The sequence below is a fragment of the Nonomuraea sp. NPDC050790 genome, assembly GCF_044456745.1.
GTDB lineage: Bacteria > Actinomycetota > Actinomycetes > Streptosporangiales > Streptosporangiaceae > Nonomuraea.
On record NZ_JBITGF010000008.1, the window covers coordinates 451,110 to 472,008 of the forward strand.

18 protein-coding genes and 1 pseudogene are annotated in these 20,899 nt (G+C 71.8%); 12 read left to right on the forward strand and 7 right to left on the reverse strand.

What is annotated here, in order from left to right:
* The first annotated feature begins 100 nt into the window (after positions 1–100).
* The 6 genes from tkt to pgl are packed head-to-tail and all read left to right on the forward strand — an operon-like array spanning position 101 to position 8,243.
* The gene (gene tkt / locus ACIBEJ_RS38310) at positions 101–2,242 is read left to right on the forward strand and encodes a transketolase (protein ID WP_397187834.1); all 2,142 of its coding nucleotides are present in this window, start codon (positions 101–103) and stop codon (positions 2,240–2,242) included.
* Position 2,243: 1 nt separating this feature from the next.
* Positions 2,244–3,341 carry a transaldolase gene (gene tal, locus ACIBEJ_RS38315; protein ID WP_397187835.1) on the forward strand — a complete coding sequence of 366 codons (1,098 nt, stop codon included), beginning with the start codon at positions 2,244–2,246 and terminating at the stop codon, positions 3,339–3,341.
* Complete coding sequence (locus tag ACIBEJ_RS38320) at positions 3,341–4,951, forward strand: glucose-6-phosphate isomerase (RefSeq protein WP_397187836.1); 1,611 nt, start codon at positions 3,341–3,343, stop codon at positions 4,949–4,951. Before tal ends, ACIBEJ_RS38320 begins: the two co-directional genes overlap by 1 nt.
* A gap of 1 nt (position 4,952) precedes the next feature.
* Positions 4,953–6,554, forward strand: a complete 1,602-nt coding sequence (gene zwf / locus ACIBEJ_RS38325; RefSeq protein ID WP_397187837.1) for a glucose-6-phosphate dehydrogenase — start codon at positions 4,953–4,955, stop codon at positions 6,552–6,554.
* On the forward strand, positions 6,551–7,462 hold the full coding sequence (opcA, locus tag ACIBEJ_RS38330; RefSeq protein ID WP_397187838.1) for a glucose-6-phosphate dehydrogenase assembly protein OpcA: 912 nt from the start codon (positions 6,551–6,553) through the stop codon (positions 7,460–7,462). The genes zwf and opcA overlap by 4 nt, the downstream gene beginning before the upstream one ends.
* A 7-nt stretch (positions 7,463–7,469) precedes the next feature.
* Complete coding sequence (gene pgl / locus ACIBEJ_RS38335; protein ID WP_397187839.1) at positions 7,470–8,243, forward strand: 6-phosphogluconolactonase; 774 nt, start codon at positions 7,470–7,472, stop codon at positions 8,241–8,243.
* Here the strand turns inward: pgl and ACIBEJ_RS38340 are convergent.
* A complete protein-coding gene (locus ACIBEJ_RS38340) occupies positions 8,184–8,720 on the reverse strand; it encodes a hypothetical protein (protein WP_397187840.1) in 537 nt (178 codons plus the stop codon). The genes pgl and ACIBEJ_RS38340 overlap by 60 nt on opposite strands.
* Positions 8,721–8,919: 199 nt before the next feature.
* Between ACIBEJ_RS38340 and ACIBEJ_RS38345 the strand changes: the two genes are divergently transcribed.
* Positions 8,920–10,113 (forward strand): S8 family serine peptidase, encoded by a 1,194-nt coding sequence (locus ACIBEJ_RS38345; protein ID WP_397187841.1) that lies wholly within the window; start codon positions 8,920–8,922, stop codon positions 10,111–10,113.
* Between the two features lie 189 nt (positions 10,114–10,302).
* On the opposite strand, the gene add is transcribed toward ACIBEJ_RS38345, so the two are convergent.
* Positions 10,303–11,316, reverse strand: a complete 1,014-nt coding sequence (add, locus tag ACIBEJ_RS38350) for an adenosine deaminase (protein ID WP_397187842.1) — start codon at positions 11,314–11,316, stop codon at positions 10,303–10,305.
* 99 nt (positions 11,317–11,415) lie between these two features.
* Here add and ACIBEJ_RS38355 point away from each other — a divergent pair, with 99 nt between their 5' ends.
* Positions 11,416–12,165 (forward strand): class I SAM-dependent methyltransferase, encoded by a 750-nt coding sequence (locus ACIBEJ_RS38355; protein ID WP_397187843.1) that lies wholly within the window; start codon positions 11,416–11,418, stop codon positions 12,163–12,165.
* 78 nt (positions 12,166–12,243) lie between these two features.
* Here ACIBEJ_RS38355 and ACIBEJ_RS38360 read toward each other — a convergent pair whose 3' ends face one another.
* Positions 12,244–13,188, reverse strand: coding sequence for an alpha/beta fold hydrolase (locus tag ACIBEJ_RS38360; RefSeq protein ID WP_397187844.1), 945 nt, complete (start codon positions 13,186–13,188; stop codon positions 12,244–12,246).
* A gap of 119 nt (positions 13,189–13,307) precedes the next feature.
* Between ACIBEJ_RS38360 and ACIBEJ_RS38365 the strand changes: the two genes are divergently transcribed.
* Positions 13,308–14,264, forward strand: coding sequence for a helix-turn-helix transcriptional regulator (locus ACIBEJ_RS38365; RefSeq protein ID WP_397187845.1), 957 nt, complete (start codon positions 13,308–13,310; stop codon positions 14,262–14,264).
* A gap of 24 nt (positions 14,265–14,288) precedes the next feature.
* Here ACIBEJ_RS38365 and ACIBEJ_RS38370 read toward each other — a convergent pair whose 3' ends face one another.
* A complete protein-coding gene (locus tag ACIBEJ_RS38370; RefSeq protein ID WP_397187846.1) occupies positions 14,289–15,056 on the reverse strand; it encodes a hypothetical protein in 768 nt (255 codons plus the stop codon).
* 87 nt (positions 15,057–15,143) lie between these two features.
* On the opposite strand from ACIBEJ_RS38370, the pseudogene ACIBEJ_RS38375 reads away from it, so the two are divergent.
* A pseudogene (locus ACIBEJ_RS38375) lies at positions 15,144–15,540 on the forward strand (Clp protease N-terminal domain-containing protein); the annotation flags it as partial.
* A 284-nt stretch (positions 15,541–15,824) separates the two neighbouring features.
* Here the strand turns inward: ACIBEJ_RS38375 and ACIBEJ_RS38380 are convergent.
* On the reverse strand, positions 15,825–16,847 hold the full coding sequence (locus tag ACIBEJ_RS38380) for a GNAT family N-acetyltransferase (protein ID WP_397187847.1): 1,023 nt from the start codon (positions 16,845–16,847) through the stop codon (positions 15,825–15,827).
* A 108-nt stretch (positions 16,848–16,955) separates the two neighbouring features.
* On the opposite strand from ACIBEJ_RS38380, the gene ACIBEJ_RS38385 reads away from it, so the two are divergent.
* Complete coding sequence (locus tag ACIBEJ_RS38385) at positions 16,956–18,347, forward strand: NAD(P)/FAD-dependent oxidoreductase (RefSeq protein ID WP_397187848.1); 1,392 nt, start codon at positions 16,956–16,958, stop codon at positions 18,345–18,347.
* Between the two features lie 17 nt (positions 18,348–18,364).
* The gene (locus tag ACIBEJ_RS38390) at positions 18,365–19,969 is read left to right on the forward strand and encodes an amidohydrolase (protein ID WP_397187849.1); all 1,605 of its coding nucleotides are present in this window, start codon (positions 18,365–18,367) and stop codon (positions 19,967–19,969) included.
* A gap of 268 nt (positions 19,970–20,237) precedes the next feature.
* Here the strand turns inward: ACIBEJ_RS38390 and ACIBEJ_RS38395 are convergent, their stop codons facing one another.
* Both ACIBEJ_RS38395 and secG read right to left on the reverse strand, forming a co-directional pair.
* Positions 20,238–20,582 (reverse strand): RNA polymerase-binding protein RbpA, encoded by a 345-nt coding sequence (locus tag ACIBEJ_RS38395; RefSeq protein WP_184974105.1) that lies wholly within the window; start codon positions 20,580–20,582, stop codon positions 20,238–20,240.
* 70 nt (positions 20,583–20,652) lie between these two features.
* Complete coding sequence (secG, locus tag ACIBEJ_RS38400; protein WP_379617630.1) at positions 20,653–20,883, reverse strand: preprotein translocase subunit SecG; 231 nt, start codon at positions 20,881–20,883, stop codon at positions 20,653–20,655.
* Between the last annotated feature and the right edge of the window lie 16 nt (positions 20,884–20,899).

Consider the following 20,899-nt stretch of genomic DNA (forward strand, 5'->3'; position numbering starts at 1 on the left):
CGGTCCGGCCATGGGGGGCGTGACCCGCTCGCGGACACGCACGGAGCGGGAAGGGAATCGATCTTGACCGCGGCTCCGTTAGGGTCCGTGTGGGCGGGAAATGCCAACCGGCACCACCTATGACAACGAGATTCCGGAGATCGAGCAGTTGAGCACCTTTGAATGGACCGACCTCGACAAGAAGGCGGTCGACGTCGTCCGAGCACTGGCGATGGACGCGGTGGAGAAGGCCGGCTCCGGCCACCCCGGTACGGCGATGAGCCTGGCGCCCGCCGCGTACCTGCTCTTCCAGCGCACGATGCGGCACGACCCGACCGATGCGAGCTGGCTCGGCCGTGACCGGTTCGTCCTGTCCTGCGGCCACTCCAGCCTGACCCTCTACATCCAGCTCTACCTGTCCGGGTACGGGCTGACGCTGGAGGACCTCGAGCGCCTGCGCACCTGGGACAGCCTCACCCCCGGCCACCCCGAGCACGGGCACACGGTCGGCGTGGAGACCACGACGGGCCCGCTGGGCCAGGGCATCGGCAACGCGGTCGGCATGGCGATGGCCGCCCGCCGCGAGCGCGGTCTGTTCGACCCGGACGCCGCCCCCGGCGAGAGCCCCTTCGACCACCACATCTGGTGCTTCGCCTCCGAGGGCGACATCGAGGAGGGCATCAGCCACGAGGTCAGCTCGCTGGCTGGCCACCAGCAGCTCGGCAACCTGACCATCCTGTTCGACTCCAACCACATCTCGATCGAGGACGACACCCAGATCGCGCTGTCGGAGGACATCCTCAAGCGGTACGAGGCCTACGGCTGGCACGTCCAGAAGGTGGACTGGACCAAGACCGGCGAGTACACCGAGGACGTCGCCGCCCTGAACGCCGCCCTTGAGGCCGCGCGCGCCGAGACCGGCAAGCCGTCGTTCATCATGCTGCGCACGATCATCGGCTGGCCCGCGCCCAACAAGCAGAACACCGGCAAGATCCACGGCTCCAAGCTCGGCGCCGACGAGGTCGCGGCCACCAAGAAGATCCTCGACATGGACCCGGAGAAGTCCTTCGACGTCCCGGCCGAGGTGCTGGAGCACGCCAGGCAGGTGGCCGCGCGCGGCCGCGAGGCGCACGCCGAGTGGGAGAAGGGCTACGCCGCCTGGCGCGCGGCCAACCCCGAGCGCGCCGCCGAGTACGACCGCATCTCCGCCCGCGAGCTGCCCGGCGGCTGGACGAGCGCGCTGCCGGAGTTCGAGGCCGGCGCGTCGGTGGCCACCCGCAAGGCGTCAGGCGAGTTCCTCGGCTCCGTGGCCCGGGTGCTGCCCGAGCTGTGGGGCGGCTCCGCCGACCTCGCCGAGTCCAACAACACCACGATGAAGGGCGAGCCGTCCTTCATCCCCGACGAGTACCAGACCAGGGAGTTCCCCGGTAACCGCTACGGCCGCACGCTGCACTTCGGCATCCGCGAGCACGGCATGGGCGCCATCCTCAACGGCATCGCCCTGCACGGCGGCACCCGGCCCTACGGCGGCACCTTCCTGGTCTTCTCCGACTACATGCGGCCCGCCGTACGCCTGGCGGCGCTGATGAAGCTGCCGGTCACCTACGTCTGGACGCACGACTCGATCGGCCTCGGCGAGGACGGCCCGACCCACCAGCCGGTCGAGCACCTGTGGGCTCTGCGCGCGATCCCCGGCCTGGACGTGGTCCGCCCGGCCGACGCCAACGAGACGGTCTACGCCTGGACGGCCGTGCTGGAGCACACCGACCGCCCGGCCGCGCTGGCGCTGACCCGGCAGAACCTGCCGGTCTACGAGGGCACCAGCGCCGAGGGCGTCAAGCGGGGCGCGTACGTGCTGCGCGAGGCGTCGGACGGCCAGCCGCAGGTGATCCTCATCGCCACCGGCTCGGAGGTCGAGCTGGCCGTGGAGGGCAGGGAACTGCTGGAGGCGCAGGGCATCCCGACCCGGGTCGTGTCGATGCCGTGTGTCGAGTGGTTCCACGGGCAGGACTCCGCGTACCGGCAGAGCGTGCTGCCTCCGTCCGTGAAGGCCCGCGTCGCGGTCGAGGCGGGAATCGGCCTCGGCTGGCGCGAGTTTGTGGGTGAGGCGGGCGAGACGGTCAGCCTCGAGCACTTCGGGGCCTCGGCACCCTACAAGACGCTGTACGAGCAGTTCGGCCTGACGGCCGAGCGGGTGGCGGCGGCGGCCAAGGCCAGCCTCGCCAAGCTCGGTCACGACAAAGGCGAGACGACGGGAAACTGAGATGAGCAGCAGCGAGATCCTGAACAAGCTGTCCGGCCAGGGAGTGTCCATCTGGCTGGACGACATCAGCCGTGAGCGCCTGCGCACCGGCAACCTGGAGCAGCTGATCCGCGAGAAGAACGTGGTCGGCGTGACCTCCAACCCGACCATCTTCGCGAGCGCGCTCAGCAAGGGCGACGCCTACGACAGCCAGATCCACGACCTGGCGATCCGCGGCGTGGACGTCGGCGAGGCCGTGCGCGCGATCACCACCTACGACATCCGCTGGGCCGCCGACGTGCTGCGCCCCGTCTACGACGCCACCGGCGGCGTGGACGGCCGCGTGTCGCTGGAGGTCGACCCGCGCCTGGCCCGCGAGACGGAGAAGACCGTCGCCGAGGCCCGCGCGCTGTGGTGGATGGTGGACCGGCCCAACCTGTTCATCAAGATCCCGGCGACCCAGGAGGGCCTGCCGGCGATCACGCAGGCGATCTCCGAGGGCATCAGCGTCAACGTCACGCTGATCTTCTCGCTGGAGCGCTACCGCGCGGTGATGGACGCCTGGCTGACCGGCCTTGAGGCCGCGCAGGCCAAGGGGCTCAAGCTGGCCGGCATCGAGTCGGTGGCCTCGTTCTTCGTCAGCCGCGTCGACACCGAGATCGACAAGCGTCTCGACGCCGCCGGCAAGCCGGAGCTGAAGGGCAAGGCGGGCGTGGCCAACGCGCGCCTGGCCTACGCCGCGTTCGAGGAGGTCATGAACTCCGAGCGCTGGCAGCGCCTGCGCGCCGCCGGAGCCCGGCCGCAGCGCCCGCTGTGGGCCTCGACCGGCGTGAAGAACCCCGACTACCGGGACACCATGTACGTCGACGACCTCGTCGCCCCCGGCACGGTCAACACGATGCCGGAGAAGACGCTCGACGCGAGCGCCGCCCACGGCAACGTCACCGGCGACACCGTCCGCCCCTTCTACGAGCAGGCGTGGAACACCATGGCCGCGCTGAAGGAGGCCGGCGTCGACTACGACGACGTGGTGAAGGTCCTGGAGGACGAGGGCGTCGACAAGTTCGAGGTCTCCTGGACCGAACTGCTGGACAGCGTGGCGAAGAAGCTGGCCGGATAGTGGAGGTCACGGTCCGCGACGAGGAGGTGGCCGAGGCCGCCTCCTCGGCCGCGGCGCGCCTCCTCGGCGACGGCGTGCCGCAACGGCTGGCCGCCGCCGACCCGGGGCTCTGGGGCGAGGAGGCCGCGGCCGGGGCGGCGACCCGCCTCGGCTGGCTGACCCTGCCCCTGACCTCTCGCGAGCTGCTGCCGGAGATCGGCAAGCTGACCGAGTGGGCGGGGGCGCAGGGCCTGGCCAACGTGGTGCTGGCCGGGATGGGCGGCTCGTCGCTGGCCGCCGAGGTGATCTGCAACACCGCCGACGTGCCGCTGACCGTGCTCGACACCAGCGACCCCCGGCAGGTGCGCCGCGCGCTGGCCGACGGCCTGGACAAGACCGTCCTCGTGGTCGCCGGCAAGAGCGGCACGACCGTCGAGACCGACGCGGCGCTGCGCGTGTTCGAGGCCGCCTTCCGCGCCGCCGGGATCGACCCCGGCGACCGGATCGTGGTGGTGACCGACCCCGGCTCCCCGCTGGAGCAGGCGGCGATCGACGCCGGCTACCAGATGGTGCCGGCCAGGCCGGACGTGGGCGGGCGCTACTCGGCGCTGTCGGCCTTCGGCCTGGTGCCGAGCGCGCTGGCGGGCGTGGAGGTCGAGCGGCTGCTGGCCGAGGCGGAGGAGATGACGCCGCTGCTGGCGCTGCCGGAGGGCAATCCCGGCCTCGACCTGGGCGCGGTGCTCGGCGGCGCCGCGCTGGCCGGGCGCGACAAGCTGATCCTTGAGGACCGGCTCGCGCAGATCACCGGGCTGCCCGACTGGATCGAGCACCTGGTCGCCGAGTCGCTCGGCAAGGACGGCCGCGGCATCCTGCCCGTCGTCGCCGCCGACCCCACCGGGGCGCGGGACGAGCTCGTCGTGGCGATCGGCTCCGACAACGGCGACGTGCGCGTGGACGGGCCGCTCGGGGCGCAGTTCCTGGTGTGGGAGTACGCGACGGCGCTGGCCGGGCGGCTGCTGGAGGTCGACCCGTTCGACCAGCCCGACGTGGCGGTGGCCGAGCGCAACGCGCGGGCGCTGCTGGAGGCGCCCGCCGCGGCGCAGGAGCCCGCGTTCACCGACGGGCCGGTCCAGGTCCACGGCCCCACCGAGGCCCGCGACCTGCCCGGCCTGCTGGCCGAGCTGCTGGCGGCCGTGCCGGCCGGCGGCTACCTGGCCGTGCTGGCCCACCTCGACCGGCTGGCCGCCTTCGACGCGCCGGTGCGCGAGGGGGCCGACTTCGAGGAGATGACCGACGCCTGGATGGCGGCCGACGCGGCCACGCTGCGGGCGCTGCTCGCCCTGCGCACCGACCGGCCGGTGACCTTCGGCTGGGGGCCGCGCTACCTGCACGCCACCGGGCAGTACCACAAGGGCGGGCCCGGGAACGGGGTGTTCCTTCTCATCACCGGCGTGGTGGAGGACGACCTCGCGGTGCCCGGCCGGCCGTACAGCTTGGGCGGGCTGCAACTGGCCCAGGCCCTCGGCGACCTTCAGGCGCTGGCGGGCCGGGGGCGGCCTGCCGTACGCCTGCATCTGACCGACCGCGTGACCGGAGTCGCGCGCCTGCTCGCAGCCGCACAGGAGGCTTGAGATGACAGACCCGGCAGCGCCCGCAGAGGAAGCCGTCACCGTGGCGGCGGCCGTCGCGGGCACCGCCACCACCCTTGAGGTGGCGGCCGCCAACCCGCTGCGTGACCCGCGCGACAAGCGGCTGCCCAGGGTGGCGGGACCGTGCGTGATGGTGTTGTTCGGCGTGACGGGTGACCTGGCCAAGCGCAAGTTGTTGCCGGCCATCTACGACCTGGGCAACCGCGGGCTGCTGCCGCCCGGGTTCTCGCTGGTCGGTTTCGCGCGCCGTGACTGGAAGGACCAGGACTTCGCCCAGTTGACGCATGACGCGGTGAAGGCCAACGCCAGGACGCCGTGGCGCGAGGAAGTGTGGAAGCAACTGGCCGAGGGGATCCACTTCGTGCCGGGCGAGTTCTCCGACGACGGCGCGTTCGACGCGCTGGCGATGGCGTTGAAGGAGATCGACCAGACGCGCGGCACGGGCGGCAACTATGCGTTCTACCTGTCGGTGCCGCCGAAGTTCTTCCCCGCCGTGGTGAAGCAGTTGAAGCGGACGGGGCTGGCCGACGCGCCCGAGGGCTCGTGGCGGCGGGTGGTGATCGAGAAGCCGTTCGGGCACGACCTGCAGAGCGCCCACGAGCTGAACGAGATCACCAACGAGGCCTTCCCGGAGTCGTCGATCTTCCGGATCGACCACTACCTGGGCAAGGAGACCGTCCAGAACATCATGGCGCTGCGCTTCGCCAACAACCTGTACGAGCCGATCTGGAACCGCTCCTACGTCGACCACGTGCAGATCACCATGGCCGAGGACATCGGCCTGGCCGGCCGGGCGGGCTACTACGACGGCATCGGCGCGGCCCGCGACGTGATCCAGAACCACCTGCTGCAACTGCTGGCGCTGGTGGGGATGGAGGACCCGACCTCGTTCGAGGCCTCGTCGCTGCGGCGGGAGAAGGAGAAGGTCCTCAAGGCGGTACGCCTGCCGGCCGACCTGAAGAACAACACCGCCCGCGGCAAGTACGCGGCGGGCTGGCAGGGCGGCGAGAAGGTCGTCGGCTACCTGGAGGAGGACGGCATCCCGGCCGACTCCACGACCGAGACCTACGCCGCGATCAAGCTGGAGATCGCCAACCGGCGCTGGGCCGGCGTGCCGTTCTACCTGCGCACGGGCAAGCGGCTCGGGCGGCGGGTGACCGAGGTGGCCGTGGTCTTCCAGCGCGCGCCGCACCTGCCCTTCAGCAAGGACGACACCGAGATCCTCGGCCAGAACGCCCTGGTGATCCGGGTGCAGCCGGACGAGGGCATCACGGTGCGCTTCGGCTCGAAGGTGCCGGGCACCGCGATGGAGGTGCGCGACGTGTCCATGGACTTCGCCTATGGCGAGTCGTTCATGGAGTCCTCGCCGGAGGCGTACGAGCGGCTGCTGCTGGACGTCATGATCGGCGATCCGCCGCTGTTCCCGCACCAGCGCGAGGTTGAGCTGTCGTGGAAGATCCTCGACCCGATCGAGGAGTTCTGGGCGACGCAGGGCCAGCCCGAGGACTACCCGGCCGGTTCGTGGGGGCCGCCGTCGGCCGACGAGATGATGGCCCGTGACGGGCGCGTGTGGAGACGACTGTGACCACTTTCATGCTGACGGACACGACCGCGGGGAAGATCTCCGCGCAGCTCATGCACCTGCGCCACCAGATGGGCGCGCCCGCGATAGGGATGGTGCTGACGCTGGTGGTCATCTGTGACGAGCGCGACCAGTACGACTCCCTGCGCGCGGCCACCGACGCCGCCCGCGAGCACCCCTCGCGCATCCTCGTGGTGATCAAGCGGGAGGCCGACGAGGCCAACCGGCTCGACGCCGAGCTGCGCATCGGCGAGTCCACGCCGGGCGAGGTGGTGGTGCTGCGCCTGTACGGCGAGCTGACCGAGCACGCCGACTCCGTGGTCAGCCCGCTGCTGCTGCCCGACACGCCGGTGGTGGCCTGGTGGCCGGGCGAGGCCCCGTCCGTGCCCGCCAAGGACCCGATCGGCGTACTGGCCCAGCGCCGCATCACCGACGCCAAGGCCGTGCACGACGGCATCAAGGAGCTGGCGGCCCGCGCCAAGGGCTACGCGCCCGGCGACACCGACCTGTCGTGGGCGCGGCTGACGCCGTGGCGCAGCCTGCTGGCCGCCGCCTTCGACCAGCCGGTGGGCAAGGTGAAGAAGGGCTTCGTGGAGGCCACGACCGGCCACCCGAGCGCGCCGCTGCTGGCGGCCTGGCTGAGCGAGCGCCTGGGCGCCCCGGTCAAGGTGTCGGACTCCGCGGGTCCCGGCCTGACCGCGGTACGGCTGTCGCTGGCCGACGGCGAGCTGACCGTGAGCCGCAGCGACGCCCGGCTGGCGACGCTGTCGCGGCCCGGCCAGCCCGACCGCAACGTGGCGCTGGCCAGGAGGACCACGGCGGAGCTGCTGGCCGAGGAGCTGCGCCGCCTCGATTCCGACGAGATCTACGAGGCGGCGGTCAAGCGGCTGGCCAAGTCGTACAAGGGGTGAGTTTGCCGTGAGCGTTCCTTCCGTGGTCGTCCATCGCGACGCCGACGTGCTGGCCAAGGCCGTGGCCGCGCGGATCATCACCAGGCTGGTCGACGCGCAGTCGGCCAAGGGGTGGGCCTCGATCGTGCTGACCGGCGGCTCGGTCGGCATCGCCACGCTGGCCGCGATCGCCGCGACGCCGGCGCGTGACGCCGTCGACTGGCCTCGGCTGGAGGTGTGGTGGGGCGACGAGCGGTTCCTGCCGGACGGCGACCCCGAGCGCAACGAGACCGGCGCCCGCAAGGCGCTGCTCGACCACGTCGACCTCGACCCGGCCCGCGTCCATGTCATGCGCGGGCCCGACTCGGGGATGACCGCGGAGGAGTCGGCCGACGCCTACGCCGCCGAGCTGCGTGCCGCGGCGCGGCCCGAGGACCACGGGCCGGCGCCGAGCTTCGACGTGATGCTGCTCGGCATGGGGCCGGACGCGCACGTGGCCTCGCTGTTCCCGGGGATGCCCGCGCTGTACGACACGCGGCCGGTCGTGGCGGTGCACGGCTCGCCCAAGCCGCCGCCCACCCGGATCTCGCTGACGCTGCCCACGATCCAGTCCGCGCGCGAGGTGTGGGTGGTGGCGGCCGGCGCGGAGAAGGCCGGGTCGGTACGGCTGGCGCTGTCCGACTCCGGCCCGGTGCAGGTGCCCGCCGCGGGGGCGCGTGGGCGTGGCCGTACGTTGTTCCTGCTAGATCGCGCGGCGGCGGCGAAGATACCGGCGGGGCTGGGCCGTATCGCCTCGCCGTGAGGTGCGGCCCCACGGCTTGAAGACCGACAGCACGACGGCGGCCAGCAGCAGGCTCGGCGCCACGAAGATCGGGTAGATGAGCTGCTCGGGCGGCTGGGTGGCGGGGTCGCCCGCCGCCAGCCGCCGTCCGTGCTCGGCCGCCGCGTACAGGCCGGGGCGCAGGGAGAGGTAGATCAGCGTCGTCATGGCCAGGTTGATGGCCAGCTTCACGGCGACCCACCAGTAGCGGATCAGGCCGTACTTGGTGCCCAGGGCCAGGGTGACTCCGGTGGCCAGGCTGAGCAGGCTGGCGGTGAGCATCGGCCACACGGCGATGAGGTGCGCGGCCTGGAAGGCGGTCGCCGCGGTGGCGGTGTCGGCGGTGATGGTCGCGGTCAGCACGAGCACGCCGAGCGCGAGGTCGATGCCGATCCACGCGCTCACCGAGACGATGTGGCCGACCAGGACGACCTTGCGGGTTCTCGTTCCCAGTCTCATGACGTCCAGGGTCGGGGTTGCGCGCCCGCGCCGCGTCGGGCGGGAAGAGGCCGTGTGGCTACCGCCCCGTGGGTACGCGCGGGGCGTGCCGCATCGGCCCCTGGGTGTACGCGGCCCGCCTGACCACAAAGGTTAGGTCTTGTCATGAGCAGGAGTCGCGTTTAGCTTCGGGGGCGAATCCTCACGAAGGGATACCCCCATGGCGTTACTCCGCTGGGCAGCCGCCCTGGCCGCGGCCGCCGCCACCGTCCTGGCGGGCACCACCCCCGCGCTCGCCGACCCGGCTCCGTCCGGGAGGATCCTCACCCCGGAGGCCGAGCCGGTGGCGGGAAGCTACATCGTGGTGCTCAAGGACGCCGCCGAGGTGCGTTCCCGGGCCCACGACCTGACCGCGCGGCACGGGGGCACGACGTTCGCCGAGTACCGGCACGCGCTGCGCGGCTTCGCCGTGAACGCCTCCGAGCGGCAGGCGCGCCGCATGGCCGCCGACCCCGCCGTCGCCTACGTGCAGCAGAACGCGATCCACCGCGCCTCCGACACCCAGCCCAATCCGCCGTCGTGGGGGCTGGACCGGATCGACCAGCGCAACCTGCCGCTCAACAGCTCCTACACCTACGGGCCCACCGGGCAGGGCGTGCGGGCGTACATCATCGACACCGGCATCAGGCCCAGCCACGGCGACTTCGGCGGGCGCGCCTCGATCGGGTTCGACGCCATCGGCGACGGCCAGAACGGCAACGACTGCAACGGCCACGGCACCCATGTCGCCGGAACCACCGGCGGCACCGCGCACGGCGTGGCCAAGCTGGTGACGCTGGTCGGCGTGCGCGTCCTGAACTGCCAGGGCTCGGGCACCACCGCGCAGGTCATCGCCGGGATCGACTGGGTCACCGCCAACGCCGTCGAGCCTGCCGTCGCCAACATGAGCCTGGGCGGCTCGGCCAACACGGCGCTGGACGACGCGGTGAAGGGCTCGATCGCCTCCGGCGTCAGCTACTCGATCGCGGCGGGCAACGGGTTCCTCGGGCTGTTCGCGCTGGACGCGTGCACGCAGTCGCCAGCCCGGGTGCCGGAGGCGATCACGGTGTCGATCACGAACATCTCCGACACCAAGCCGTCGTGGGGCAACCGCGGGCCGTGCGTGGACCTGTTCGCGCCGGGCTTCAACATCACCTCGGCCTGGCACACCTCCGACAGCGCCACGAACACGATCAGCGGGACGTCGATGTCGGCTCCGCACGTCGCGGGCGCCGCGGCCGCGTATCTGCAGGGCCACCCCACCGCCACTCCACAGCAGGTCCGCGACGCCATCGTCGCCAACGCCACCACGGGCGTCGTCCGCAGCCCCGGCTCCGGCTCACCCAACCGGCTCCTCTACACGCCGGGTCTCTGAGTTTCCGCCCCGGTCGTCGGTGCGGGCGTGGCGTCGCGTGCGGTCCCGAAGCCACCATCCGTTACGGCTCACGCCCCACCACCGCGCACGCGCCGACGTGGGCGGGCCTCTGTCCTGGCCGGTCGTGAGGGCCCACGGGGTCGCTCGCCGTGACGAGCGCCCCGTGGGCCGCCTCGCGGGTCCCCCGCCCTACCGGGTTGGGACGGCATCTATCTCCGCCAGGAGGGCCTGCTTGGCCTCCTGGGGGAGGTAGGAGGCGTTCACGCCGTTGCGGGCCAGTTGGGCGAGTTGGTCCGTGCCCAGGCCCAACGTGTTGGCGGCCTTGTACTCCTGGGTCAGGGTTGTCGCGAACATGGGCGGGTCGTCGCTGTTCAGCGTCACGTACAGGCCCTCCTCCAGCAGGCGCGGCAACGGGTGGTCGGCCAGCGTGCCCACCTGGCCCGTGCACACGTTGGAGGTGGGGCAGACGTCCAGCGGGGTCTGGGTCTCGCGCAGGTAGGCGACCAGGCGTTCGTCGGCCAGGCAGTTGATGCCGTGGCCGATGCGCTCGGCGCCGAGCCCCTCGATGACCTCCCAGATCGTCTCGGGACCGGTCATCTCGCCGCCGTGCGGGACGCTGTGCAGGCCCGCGGCCCGGGCGGCGGAGAACGCGTCACGGAAGGCGTCGCGGTAGGCGGGGCGCGCCTGTTCGATGCCGCCCAGGCCGAAACCTACCAAAGCAGCGGGAGGTTCGTTCAGGGCGTGGTCGAGGGTGATGCGGGCGGCGGCTTCGCCGTACTCGCCGGGGATGTCGAAGATGTAGGCCGTCCTCACGCCGTGCTCGCGCAGGGCGGCGGAGGCGGCCAGGTCCAGGGCCTCGGTCACCTCGCGCATCGGCATGCCCATGATCGCGTGGGCGTACGGGGTCACCTGGAGTTCCACATAACGGGTGTTCTGGGCGGCCAGGTCGCGAGCCAGGCCCAGGACCAGGGTGGCGACATCCTCGGGCTCGCGGACCAACGCGTTGACCGCCTGGTAGACACGGGCGAAGTGCGGAAAGTCGGTGAAGGTGTAGAAGGCGCGCAGTTCCTCCTCGGTGGTGGGCACGCCGCTCCCGGGGTGGCGCCGCGACAGCTCCAGCACCGTGGGGACGGAGGCGGAGCCGATCAGATGAACGTGGAGTTCCACCTTGGGCAGGGCGTCGATGAAGGCGTCGATCGTCATGCGGACGACGATAGGCCGCGTTTTCCCGGCCAGGACAGGCTTTGACGCTCAATCTCTCACAAGAATGTCAGTTTCGGTGGCCGGGGTAGGCTGCCGTGCGTGACCGACCCCGAGGCGTACGCCCGCGGCTTCGCGAGCCTCACCGCCCACACCGTGGACCCGCTGCTCAACCTCGTCCGCAAGAGCCGCGCGCCGCGGCTGCTCGACCTCGGCTGCGGGACCGGAGTGGTGACCGCGGCGGCCCTGGCCCTGGGCGCCGACGTCACGGCCGTGGACGCCGACCTGGACATGCTCGAACACACCGCCCGCGCCCACCCCCACGCCGAGGTACGCCTGGCCGCCCTGCCCGAACTCCCCTTCCCCGACGGCGCCTTCGACGCGGTGGCGGGCAACTTCGTCATCCAGCACGCCCCCGACACCCCGGCCACCCTCGCCGAACTCCACCGCGTCCTGCGCCCCGGCGGCACCCTCGCCCTGAGCTGGTGGAAACGCGAGGAGATGCCCGCCACCACCCTGCTCGCCGACGCCGCCACCGCCGCCGGCCTGCCCGGTCCGCCACCCCCGCCCCGCGACTTCGACCCCTACGCCTCTCCCGCGGCCTTCACCACCCTGCTCAGGGAGACCGGCTTCGCCGGCGGCGCGGTCGACACCCTGCGCTGGCGGCACCGCGTCGACCTCGCCGCCTGGTGGGACGACATCACCTCCGCCGCCGGCCCGCGTTTCGCGTTCATCCTCGAACAGGACGCCGCCACGATCGACCGCATCCGCCACGCCTACCTCACTCTGGCCGCCCCCTACGCCGAGGACGGCTTCCCCGTCTGCGCCCACCTGGCCCACGCCACCCGCTGACCCCCACCAACCGCCCCCTGAGGCACTGCTCCAGCCACGATCGTCAGTGCGGCCGAGTCTCGGCGTGGTGCCGGCCGGTCAGGTGGCGTCCTGCTGTTCCAGCCACTTCAGCATCAGCCGGTTCGTCTCCTCCGGCTTCTCCTGCTGGATCCAGTGCCCGCAGTCGAGGCTGACCACCTCCACGTTGGGCACGAACTCCGACAGGTTCTCACCTCGTGCGACCAGGTCCCTGTCGCCGTAGATCATGAGCGCTGGCTGCCGGATGATCGGGTCCACGTCCGCCAGAAGGCGCCAGTTACGGTCGACGTTCCGGTACCAGTTGATGCTCGCCGTGAATCCCGTCGATTCGAAGGCCGAGACGAGAACGGCCAGTTCGCCGTCGCTCATGAGAGGCTCACCGAGCGGTGTTTCCGCTCTGGCGAGGTTCATCATCACCATTCCCGGCTGAGGCTCGGTCGCGGGCTCGTTCTTCCGGAACAGGTTGCGAAGAAACCGGGACGTGTTCTCGTCGAGCACCGCGTCCGCGACGCCCGGCCGGCGATTGAAGTGAACGAAGTAGTAGTCGCCACCGAGCACGGCCTCCATGGATTCGACCCACGGCCGCTCTCCCCGCTCGAGATACGGCACGCTGAGCGCGATCACCTTGTTCACCCTGCTGGGGTGCAGAAGGGTCAGCCCCCACACCACGAACGCCCCCCAGTCGTGGCCGACGAAGGTGGCGTCCTCGTACCCGTAGTGATCGAGAAGCGCGACGAGATCGCCCGCCAGGTGTTCGAGGTCGTAGTCGGTGACCTCGGCGGGACGGGAGGAATGACCGTAGCCCCGCTGGTTCGGGACGATGACGTGATATCCGGCCGCGGCGAGGGCCGGCATCTGGTGGCGCCAGGAAAAGGCATGCTCCGGCCAGCCGTGACAGAGAACGATGGGCTTTCCCGCACCTCGCTGTCCGGCCTCGAAGACCTCGAGTTCCACGCCGTTGACGGGAATTCGGGTGGGCTGGGGAAAATCGCTGGGGTTGAACACGCGCACATCCTCTTCGTCTGTTTCCCACGGACCCCCGGTCGTTGTCCGGGGTCGCGTCGCCATCATGGCGACCGAAACAGGTCATCTCCTGAGCGGTTTGATGTGAAAGTGTCATCGGCATGCGAGCAGACCGGCTGGTGGCCATCCTCCTCCTGCTGCAACAGCGCGAGCAGGTGACGGCGGCGGAGGTCGCCCGGGAGCTGGAGATCTCCGAGAGCACCGCCCGTCGTGACCTCGACGCTCTGGCCATGGCGGGGGTCCCCGTGTACTCCGCGCAGGGCCGGGGAGGCGGCTGGCGCCTCGTGGGCGGCGCCCGTACCGACCTGACCGGGTTGACCGCGAAGGAGGCCAGGGCCCTGTTCCTGGCGGCCAGCCCGGCCTCGACGGCGGACCCGGCGGCCAAGGCCGCTCTGCGCAAGCTCGTCCAAGCCCTGCCCGAGCCCTTCCGGGCACTGGCACAGGCGGCGGCGTCGTCGCGGCTGGTGGATCCGCATCGATGGGGTGTCAGCGCGGCCGAGCCCACCAGCCCGCCGTTCCTCGACGACCTCCAGGAAGCGGTGATCCGGGGCGTCCAGACCCGGATCGGCTACGTCGACGGCGACGGCTCGGTGACCGAGCGGATCGTCCACCCGCTCGGCGTCGTCGCCAAGGGACCGACCTGGTACCTCGTCGCCCACACCGACGCCGGCCGGCGGACGTTCCGGATCGACCGCGTGTCGTCCGTCGAGCCGACCGGCGATCCCGTGCACCGTCCCGAGGGGTTCGACCTCGCCGAGAGCTGGAGGGAGATCGCCGGCGAGGTCGACCGCAGACGGACACCCCTCGAAGTCCGGGCCGTGTGCACCCCCCCGGGCATCGGCAAGCTCCGCATGACGCTCAGGGACCGGCTCGAGGTCGGAGGCGCCACGATCGACGGCCGCATCGAGGTCGTGATCCGCGGCTACAACGAGTACGCGCTCGCCGGCGAGCTCGCCGGACTGGTCGAATGGCTCGAGGTGACCGGCCCGCCTGGCGTGCGGGACCACCTCACCTCGATCGGCCACGCGCTCATCGAGCGATACCCCGGCCGGTCGTGAGCGCGGGCCCGCCGGCCAGGGCGGCTAGTGGGCCTTCTCCAGGCGCTGGCGGGCCAGGCGCTCCTCCCGGCGGGCGACCTCGACGCGCTGGCGGCTCTCGTTCTGCTTCTTGCGGGCCTTGACCAGCTTCTTCTCCAGCTTGGCCACCTTCTCGGAGATCTCGTCCAGCTCCTGTACGGCCAGCGCCAGCGTGTCCCGCCACTCCTGGTAGTCGGCCTCGGCCTGGGCCAACTCCCTGGCCCGCCGTTCCTCGGCCTCCTGGCGCTCGCGCTCGGCCTCCTCCGGTGACCGGGTGGCGCGGCGCGGCCGGGCGGCGCCGCGGCCGAGGCCCGGACCGGCCGACGGCAGTCCCGACGGGCCGCCGAAGCCGCTGTAGCTGAGCGGCTTGACCAGGCGGCCGAGCCGGACCAGGCCCGCCGCCTCCTCGTCCACCACGGCCGCGTCGAGGGTCTGGTCGACCTCCATGGCCGCCGCCCCGGACAGGCCCTCGCGCAGCAGGCGGGCGAGCCTGCCGGTCACCTCGCCGCGGCGCCCGGTCAGCTCGGCCAGCGCGCCGGTGTCGCCCTCGGCCCACGCGGCGCGCAGGTCCTCGCCCAGGGACAGCAGTTCGTCCAGCAGCTCGGGGTGATCCCTGCGGGCGCGGTTCACCGCCCCGGCCGAGACCGTGGGCTTGCGCAGCCCGGCGATCTCGCGCGCCAGCCGTACGTCACCGGACTCCTTCGCCGCGGCGGCCTCAGCCGTGCGCGCGGCGGTGAAGTCGGCAGGCGGAAGGCCATACAGGCGGTCCGCCACCTCGTCAAGATCCACACCTGTCAATTACCCCACATCTAGGGGTTTGTAGCGCATAGTGGAATCAGCCCTCTTAGCCGGGAGGCCCCCGTGTTCGAGCGTTTCACCGACCGTGCCCGCCGCGTGGTGGTTCTGGCCCAGGAAGAGGCCAGGATGCTCAATCACAACTACATCGGCACCGAGCACATCCTGCTCGGGCTGATCCACGAGGGCGAGGGGATCGCCGCCCTGGTGCTGCGGGAGAACGGCGTCTCGCTGACCGACGTGCGCGTCGAGGTCGAGCAGATGATCGGGCACGGCCAGTCGGCGCCCTCGGGGCACATCCCGTTCACGCCGCGGGCCAAGAAGGTGCTGGAGCTGTCGCTGCGCGAGGCGTTGCAACTGCACCACAACTACATCGGCACCGAGCACATCCTGCTCGGGCTGATCAGGGAGGGCGAGGGGGTGGCCGCGCAGGTCCTGGTCAAGCAGGGGGCGAACCTGAGCGTCCTGCGGGGGAAGGTCGTGGAGACGACCCGCGGGCGCAGCCCCGAGAGCCTGACCGAGCCGCCGCTGACCGGGCAGAGGGCGCTCCACCTGGAGGAACGGCTCACGCGCATCGAGGCCGCCCTGCGGCGCATCGAGGCCACCATGCAGCGCGTCGAGCGGCACCTGGGCGTCACCCGCCACGACGACCAGCGCAGACAGGACGATCCGCACGACCAGGACGCAAGACCCGCCGACGAGCACGGCCGCGAACCCGGTGAGGATCGCGACGAAGGCGACGCCGCGTCAGGCTGAGGTCAGGGCGCCCACCGGCAGGCGGGCCTCGACGACGCCCGGGTCCTCGGTGTAGCCGAGCGTCGCCCCGAGCGAGACGAGCAGGCGGCGCATGCGCACGTTGTCGGAGAGCATCGTGGCCCGCACCTCGGCGTAGCCATGGTCGCGGGCCTCGGTCACGAGCATCCTGGCCAGCACCGTGCCCAGACCGCGCCCCTGCCAGCGGTCCTCGACCAGGAAGGCCATCTCGGCGATGCCCGGATCCGGAGTGAACATCAGGTTCGCCATCGCCACGACCTGCCCGTCGTGCCCGGCCACGAGGGAGTGGCCGCGGGTGCGGTCGCACAGGCGGTCGAACATGCGCGGCGGCAGCGCCGGCATCGAGGTGAAGTAACGGAACCTGCGCGCCTCCGGCGAGCACCGGTCGTGCAGGTCCCGTACGGCCTCGCGGTAGATCCCGGTGAGCGGCTTGACCGTGACCTGGGCCCCGTCGGCCAGCCTGAGGCTCTCCTCGGCGGCGGCCTGGCCGGGTGGCGGCTGCGCCAGCCGTACGAAGGAGGCCGCCCGAGCCGCCTCGGTCAGCGTGAAGGGCAGCTCGGCGCGGCGCAGCCGGACCGCACGCCGCGCGGCGACCGGCACCACCAGCCGGGTCGGATCGGGAAGATCGCTCACCGCTTCACCATAGGTCCATCGGCCGTCGTCCGCGCGCAGCAGCTCGGCCAGCAGCTCGGGCAGCCGCCACGGCGCCGAGCGCAGCCGGGAGGCCAGCAGCAGCGCCCTGGTGGGCTCGTCGGTCAGCTCGTGGGCGGTGGCGGGCACCACCCGCACCCTGCGCCCGCCGGCCGCCTCCAGGTCCGCGCGGACGGTCTCGGGTGTGGCGGAGATCTCAGTGACGAACTCGTCGACGGTCCCCTCGGCGTCGGTCTGCACGCTGAGTCCGAGGATGTTGCCGCCCCGGCCGGCCAGCGCGGCCGCCAGCGAGGCCAGCCGGCCCGGACGTTCGTCGACCGTGGTGCGAATACGCAGGAAAGCCATGCCTTCCAGCCTGCGAGGAGGCTGTTTCGGACAAGCTAACACTCTGTTTCGCCCACCCCCCTTTTCGATGCAGCGTGTTACATCCTGGATGCTGGAAGATGGGGTGCTATGAACGCGCGTGTGCCACTATCTGAGGACTTCGTCAACGGCGAGGTGTCTTTCTGGTATCGCTCCTCCGGCGTGCCGGAGCCCGGGCCGCGACTGGACGGCGACCTCCGGGCGGACGTGGTCATCGTCGGCGCGGGCCTGACCGGACTGTGGACCGCGTACTACCTCAAGAAGGCCCGGCCCGCGCTCGACGTCGTGGTGCTGGAGCAGGAGTTCGCCGGCTTCGGCGCCTCCGGCCGCAACGGCGGCTGGCTCACCGGCGCGCTGGCCGGCTCCCACGAGCGCTACGCCAAGACCCACGGCGAGCAGGGCGCGCGGGCGCTGCAGCGGGAGATGTACGCCACGATCGACGAGGTCATCGCCGTCTGCGCCAAGGAGGACATCGAGGCCGGCATCGTCAAGGGCGGCGAGCTCACAGTGGCCCGCACCAGCGCCCAGACGGGACGGCTGCGCGAACTGGTCGCCGACGCACGCGCCATCGGCCTGCGCGAGGAGGACCTGCGCGTGGTGGACCCGTCCGGTCACGTGCGGGTGGCCGGCGCCGTGAGCGCGGTCTGGACGCCGCACTGCGCCCGCATCCAGCCCGCCAACCTCGTGCGCGGCCTGGCGCGCGTGGTGCGCGACCTCGGCGTGCGCGTCTTCGAGCGCACCCCGGTCACGCGGATCCTGCCGCATCGGGCGATCACGCCGTACGGCACCGCCGAGGCCCGGCACGTGATCCGCGCCACCGAGGGCTTCACCGCGCAGATCAAGGGCCTGCGCCGCCAGTGGCTCCCGATGAACAGCTCCATGATCGTCACCGAGACGCTGCCCGAGGCGTTCTGGGACGCGGTCGGCTGGCAGGGCGCCGAACTCCTCGGCGACCTGGCCCACTACTACATCTACGCCCAGCGCACCGAGGACGACCGCATCGCCTTCGGCGGCCGCGGCCGCCCCTACCTGTACGGCTCCCGCGTCGACGCCCGGGGCAACACCCACGACTGGACCGTCGAGGCGCTGTGGCGACTGCTGATCGACTTCTTCCCCGGCGCCGCCTCCTCCAAGATCGCCCACGCCTGGTCCGGCGTGCTCGGCGTGCCCCGCGACTGGTGCTCGACCGTCCACCTGGACCGTGACACCGGGCTCGGCTGGGCCGGCGGCTACACGGGCCACGGGGTCACGACGACGAACCTGGCCGGCCGTACCCTGCGCGACCTGATCCTCGGCGAGGACACCGAGCTGACCGCGCTGCCGTGGGTCGGCAGGAAGGTGCGCGCCTGGGAGCCGGAGCCGCTGCGGTGGGCGGGTGTGCACTCCATGTACCGCCTGTACCGTATGGCCGACCAGCGCGAGCGCTCCATGACCCGCACCTCGGCCCTGGCCCGCCTCGCCGACCTCATCACCGGCCACTAGAAGGAGAACCCTCCCCGATGACGACCCTCTTCCGCGGCGGGCGCGTGTTCACCGCGCTCGGCGGCTTCGCCGAGGCCGTGCTCGTGCGCGACGGCGTGATCGCCGCCGTGGGCGACGAGGCCGACCTGGTACGGCAGGCGCCCCGCCACGAGAGCGTGGACCTGGACGGCGGCCTGCTGGTGCCCGGCTTCACCGACGCGCACGTCCACCCGGTGCAGGCCGGACTGGAGCGCGCCAAGTGCGACCTGAGCGAGGTCTACGGACTCGACGCCTACCTCGGGGAGGTCGCCCGCTACGCGGCCGGCCACCCGGACAAGGACTGGATCGACGGCGGCGGCTGGGACATGTCGGCCTTCCCCGGCGGCCTGCCGCACCGTTCCCAGCTCGACTTCCTCGACCGCCCCGCCTACCTGATCCAGCGCGACCACCACGCCGCCTGGGTCAACACCCGCGCCCTGGAGCGCGCCGGGATCACCAAGGACACCCCCGACCCGCCCGACGGCCGCATCGAGCGCGACCAGGACGGCACCCCCAGCGGCGTCCTGCACGAGGGCGCCATGGACCTGGTCGGCCTGCTGACCCCGCGCCCCACCGCCCAGGACGCCGACGACGCGCTCACGGTCGCCCAGGAGCACCTGTTCTCGCTGGGCATCACCGGCTGGCAGGACGCCATCGTCGGCTCCTACGCCGGCTCCGACGACCAGTTGCCGACCTATCTGTCGGCCGCCCGGTCGGGACGGCTGAAGGCACGCGTGGTCGGCGCGCTGTGGTGGGACCGGACCCGGGGCGCCGAGCAGATCCCGGACCTGGTGGAGCGCCGCGCCTCCGCGGAAGGGCTGGAGCGCTTCCGCGCCACCTCGGTGAAGATCATGCAGGACGGCATCACGGAGAACTTCACCGCCGCGACGCTGGAGCCGTACTGCAAGTGCGGCGGCACCGGCCTGTCCTACGTGGACCCGGGCAAGCTCAAGGAGTACGTGCGCGAACTGGACCGGCTCGGCTTCCAGGTGCACTTCCACGCCATCGGCGAGCGGGCGGTGCGCGAGGCGCTGGACAGCTTCGAGGGCACCGATCCGGCCAACCGCCACCACATCGCCCACCTGCAGATCATCGAGCCGTCGGACGTGCCGCGCTTCGCCGCCCTCGGCGTCACCGCCAACCTGCAGCCGCTGTGGGCCACCCACCACGCCCAGATGGACGAACTGACGCTGCCCTTCCTCGGCGAGCCGCGCTCGTCGTGGCAGTATCCCTTCGCCGACCTATTGGCCAGCGGCGCTCGATTCTGCGCGGGCAGCGACTGGCCGGTCTCCAGCGCCGACCCGATCCAGGGCGTGCACGTGGCGGTCAACCGGACCGAGCCAGGCGGCTCGGTGCACGCGGACTACCCGACCGCGCAGACGCCGTTCCTGCCCGGCCAGCGCATCGGGCTGGCCGAGGCGCTCACCGCGTACACGGCCGGATCGGCGTGGATCAACCGCTCCCCCGCCGGCGTCGTCGAGCCGGGCCGCCCCGCCGACCTGGTGGTGCTCGACCGCGACCCGTTCACGCTGCCCGAGAGCGAGATCTGGACGACCCGCGTGCGCCGCACGTTCGTGGACGGCGAGCAGGTCTACGGCGACTGACCGGGAGCGCTGCCGATGGCCCCGAGCACCGTCCGCTGACCGGTAGCGCTGCCCGTTGACCCCGAGCGCTGCCCGTTGACCCGGAGCGCCGTCCGCTGACCGGGAGCGTTGTCCGCGGCTTCACCGCGGGTTCCCCTCGCGTCGCCGCCGCGGACACGGACGGTGTGCAGGATCGGGCTGCGCGTCCAACCACCCCGGAGCGCGCACGCCGGGAACACACGGAAGCCCCCGCGAGGGCGCGGGGGCTTCCGTCAAGCCGGGTAAGCGTCTACCAGGGCGACTTGTTGTTGCGCAGGCGCTCGAGCGCCTCCTCCAGGATCGCCTTGCCGTCCTTGTCGCTCCGGCGCTCCTTCACGTAGGCCAGGTGCGTCTTGTACGGCTCGTTCTTCGGAGGAGCGGGCGGGGCCGCCTCGTCCTGGCCGGCCGGGAGGCCACAGCGCGGGCAGTCCCAGTGCTCGGGGACGGCCGCGTCACTGGCGAAGCTGGGTCGCGTCTCATGCATGTTGGCGCACCAGAACGAGACCCGCACTCGGGGAGCGGCCTCGCCGCGCTCGGCCTCCCCCATCGGGCCGGCGCCGACACGGCTGCCACGGATCGCGTTGCCACTACCCACGGATGAACTCCTTGCTCGATCGCCCCGCGAGCGGCGGGGGGAGAATCACTGTCACGCGTCGCCGGGAAGCTCAGGGCTTGAGCAGCAGGCCGAGCGCGATGATGCAGACGAACCAGATCACGCCGGTGATGACGGTCAGCCGGTCGAGGTTGCGCTCCACCACGGACGAACCGCCGAAGTTCGACGAGAAGCCGCCGCCGAACATGTCAGACAGACCTCCACCCTTACCCTTGTGGAGCAGGACGAGCAGGATCATGAGAAGGCTCGCCAGGATGAGGGCGATGGAGATTCCGATTTCCACGGTATGCCTGTTCCTT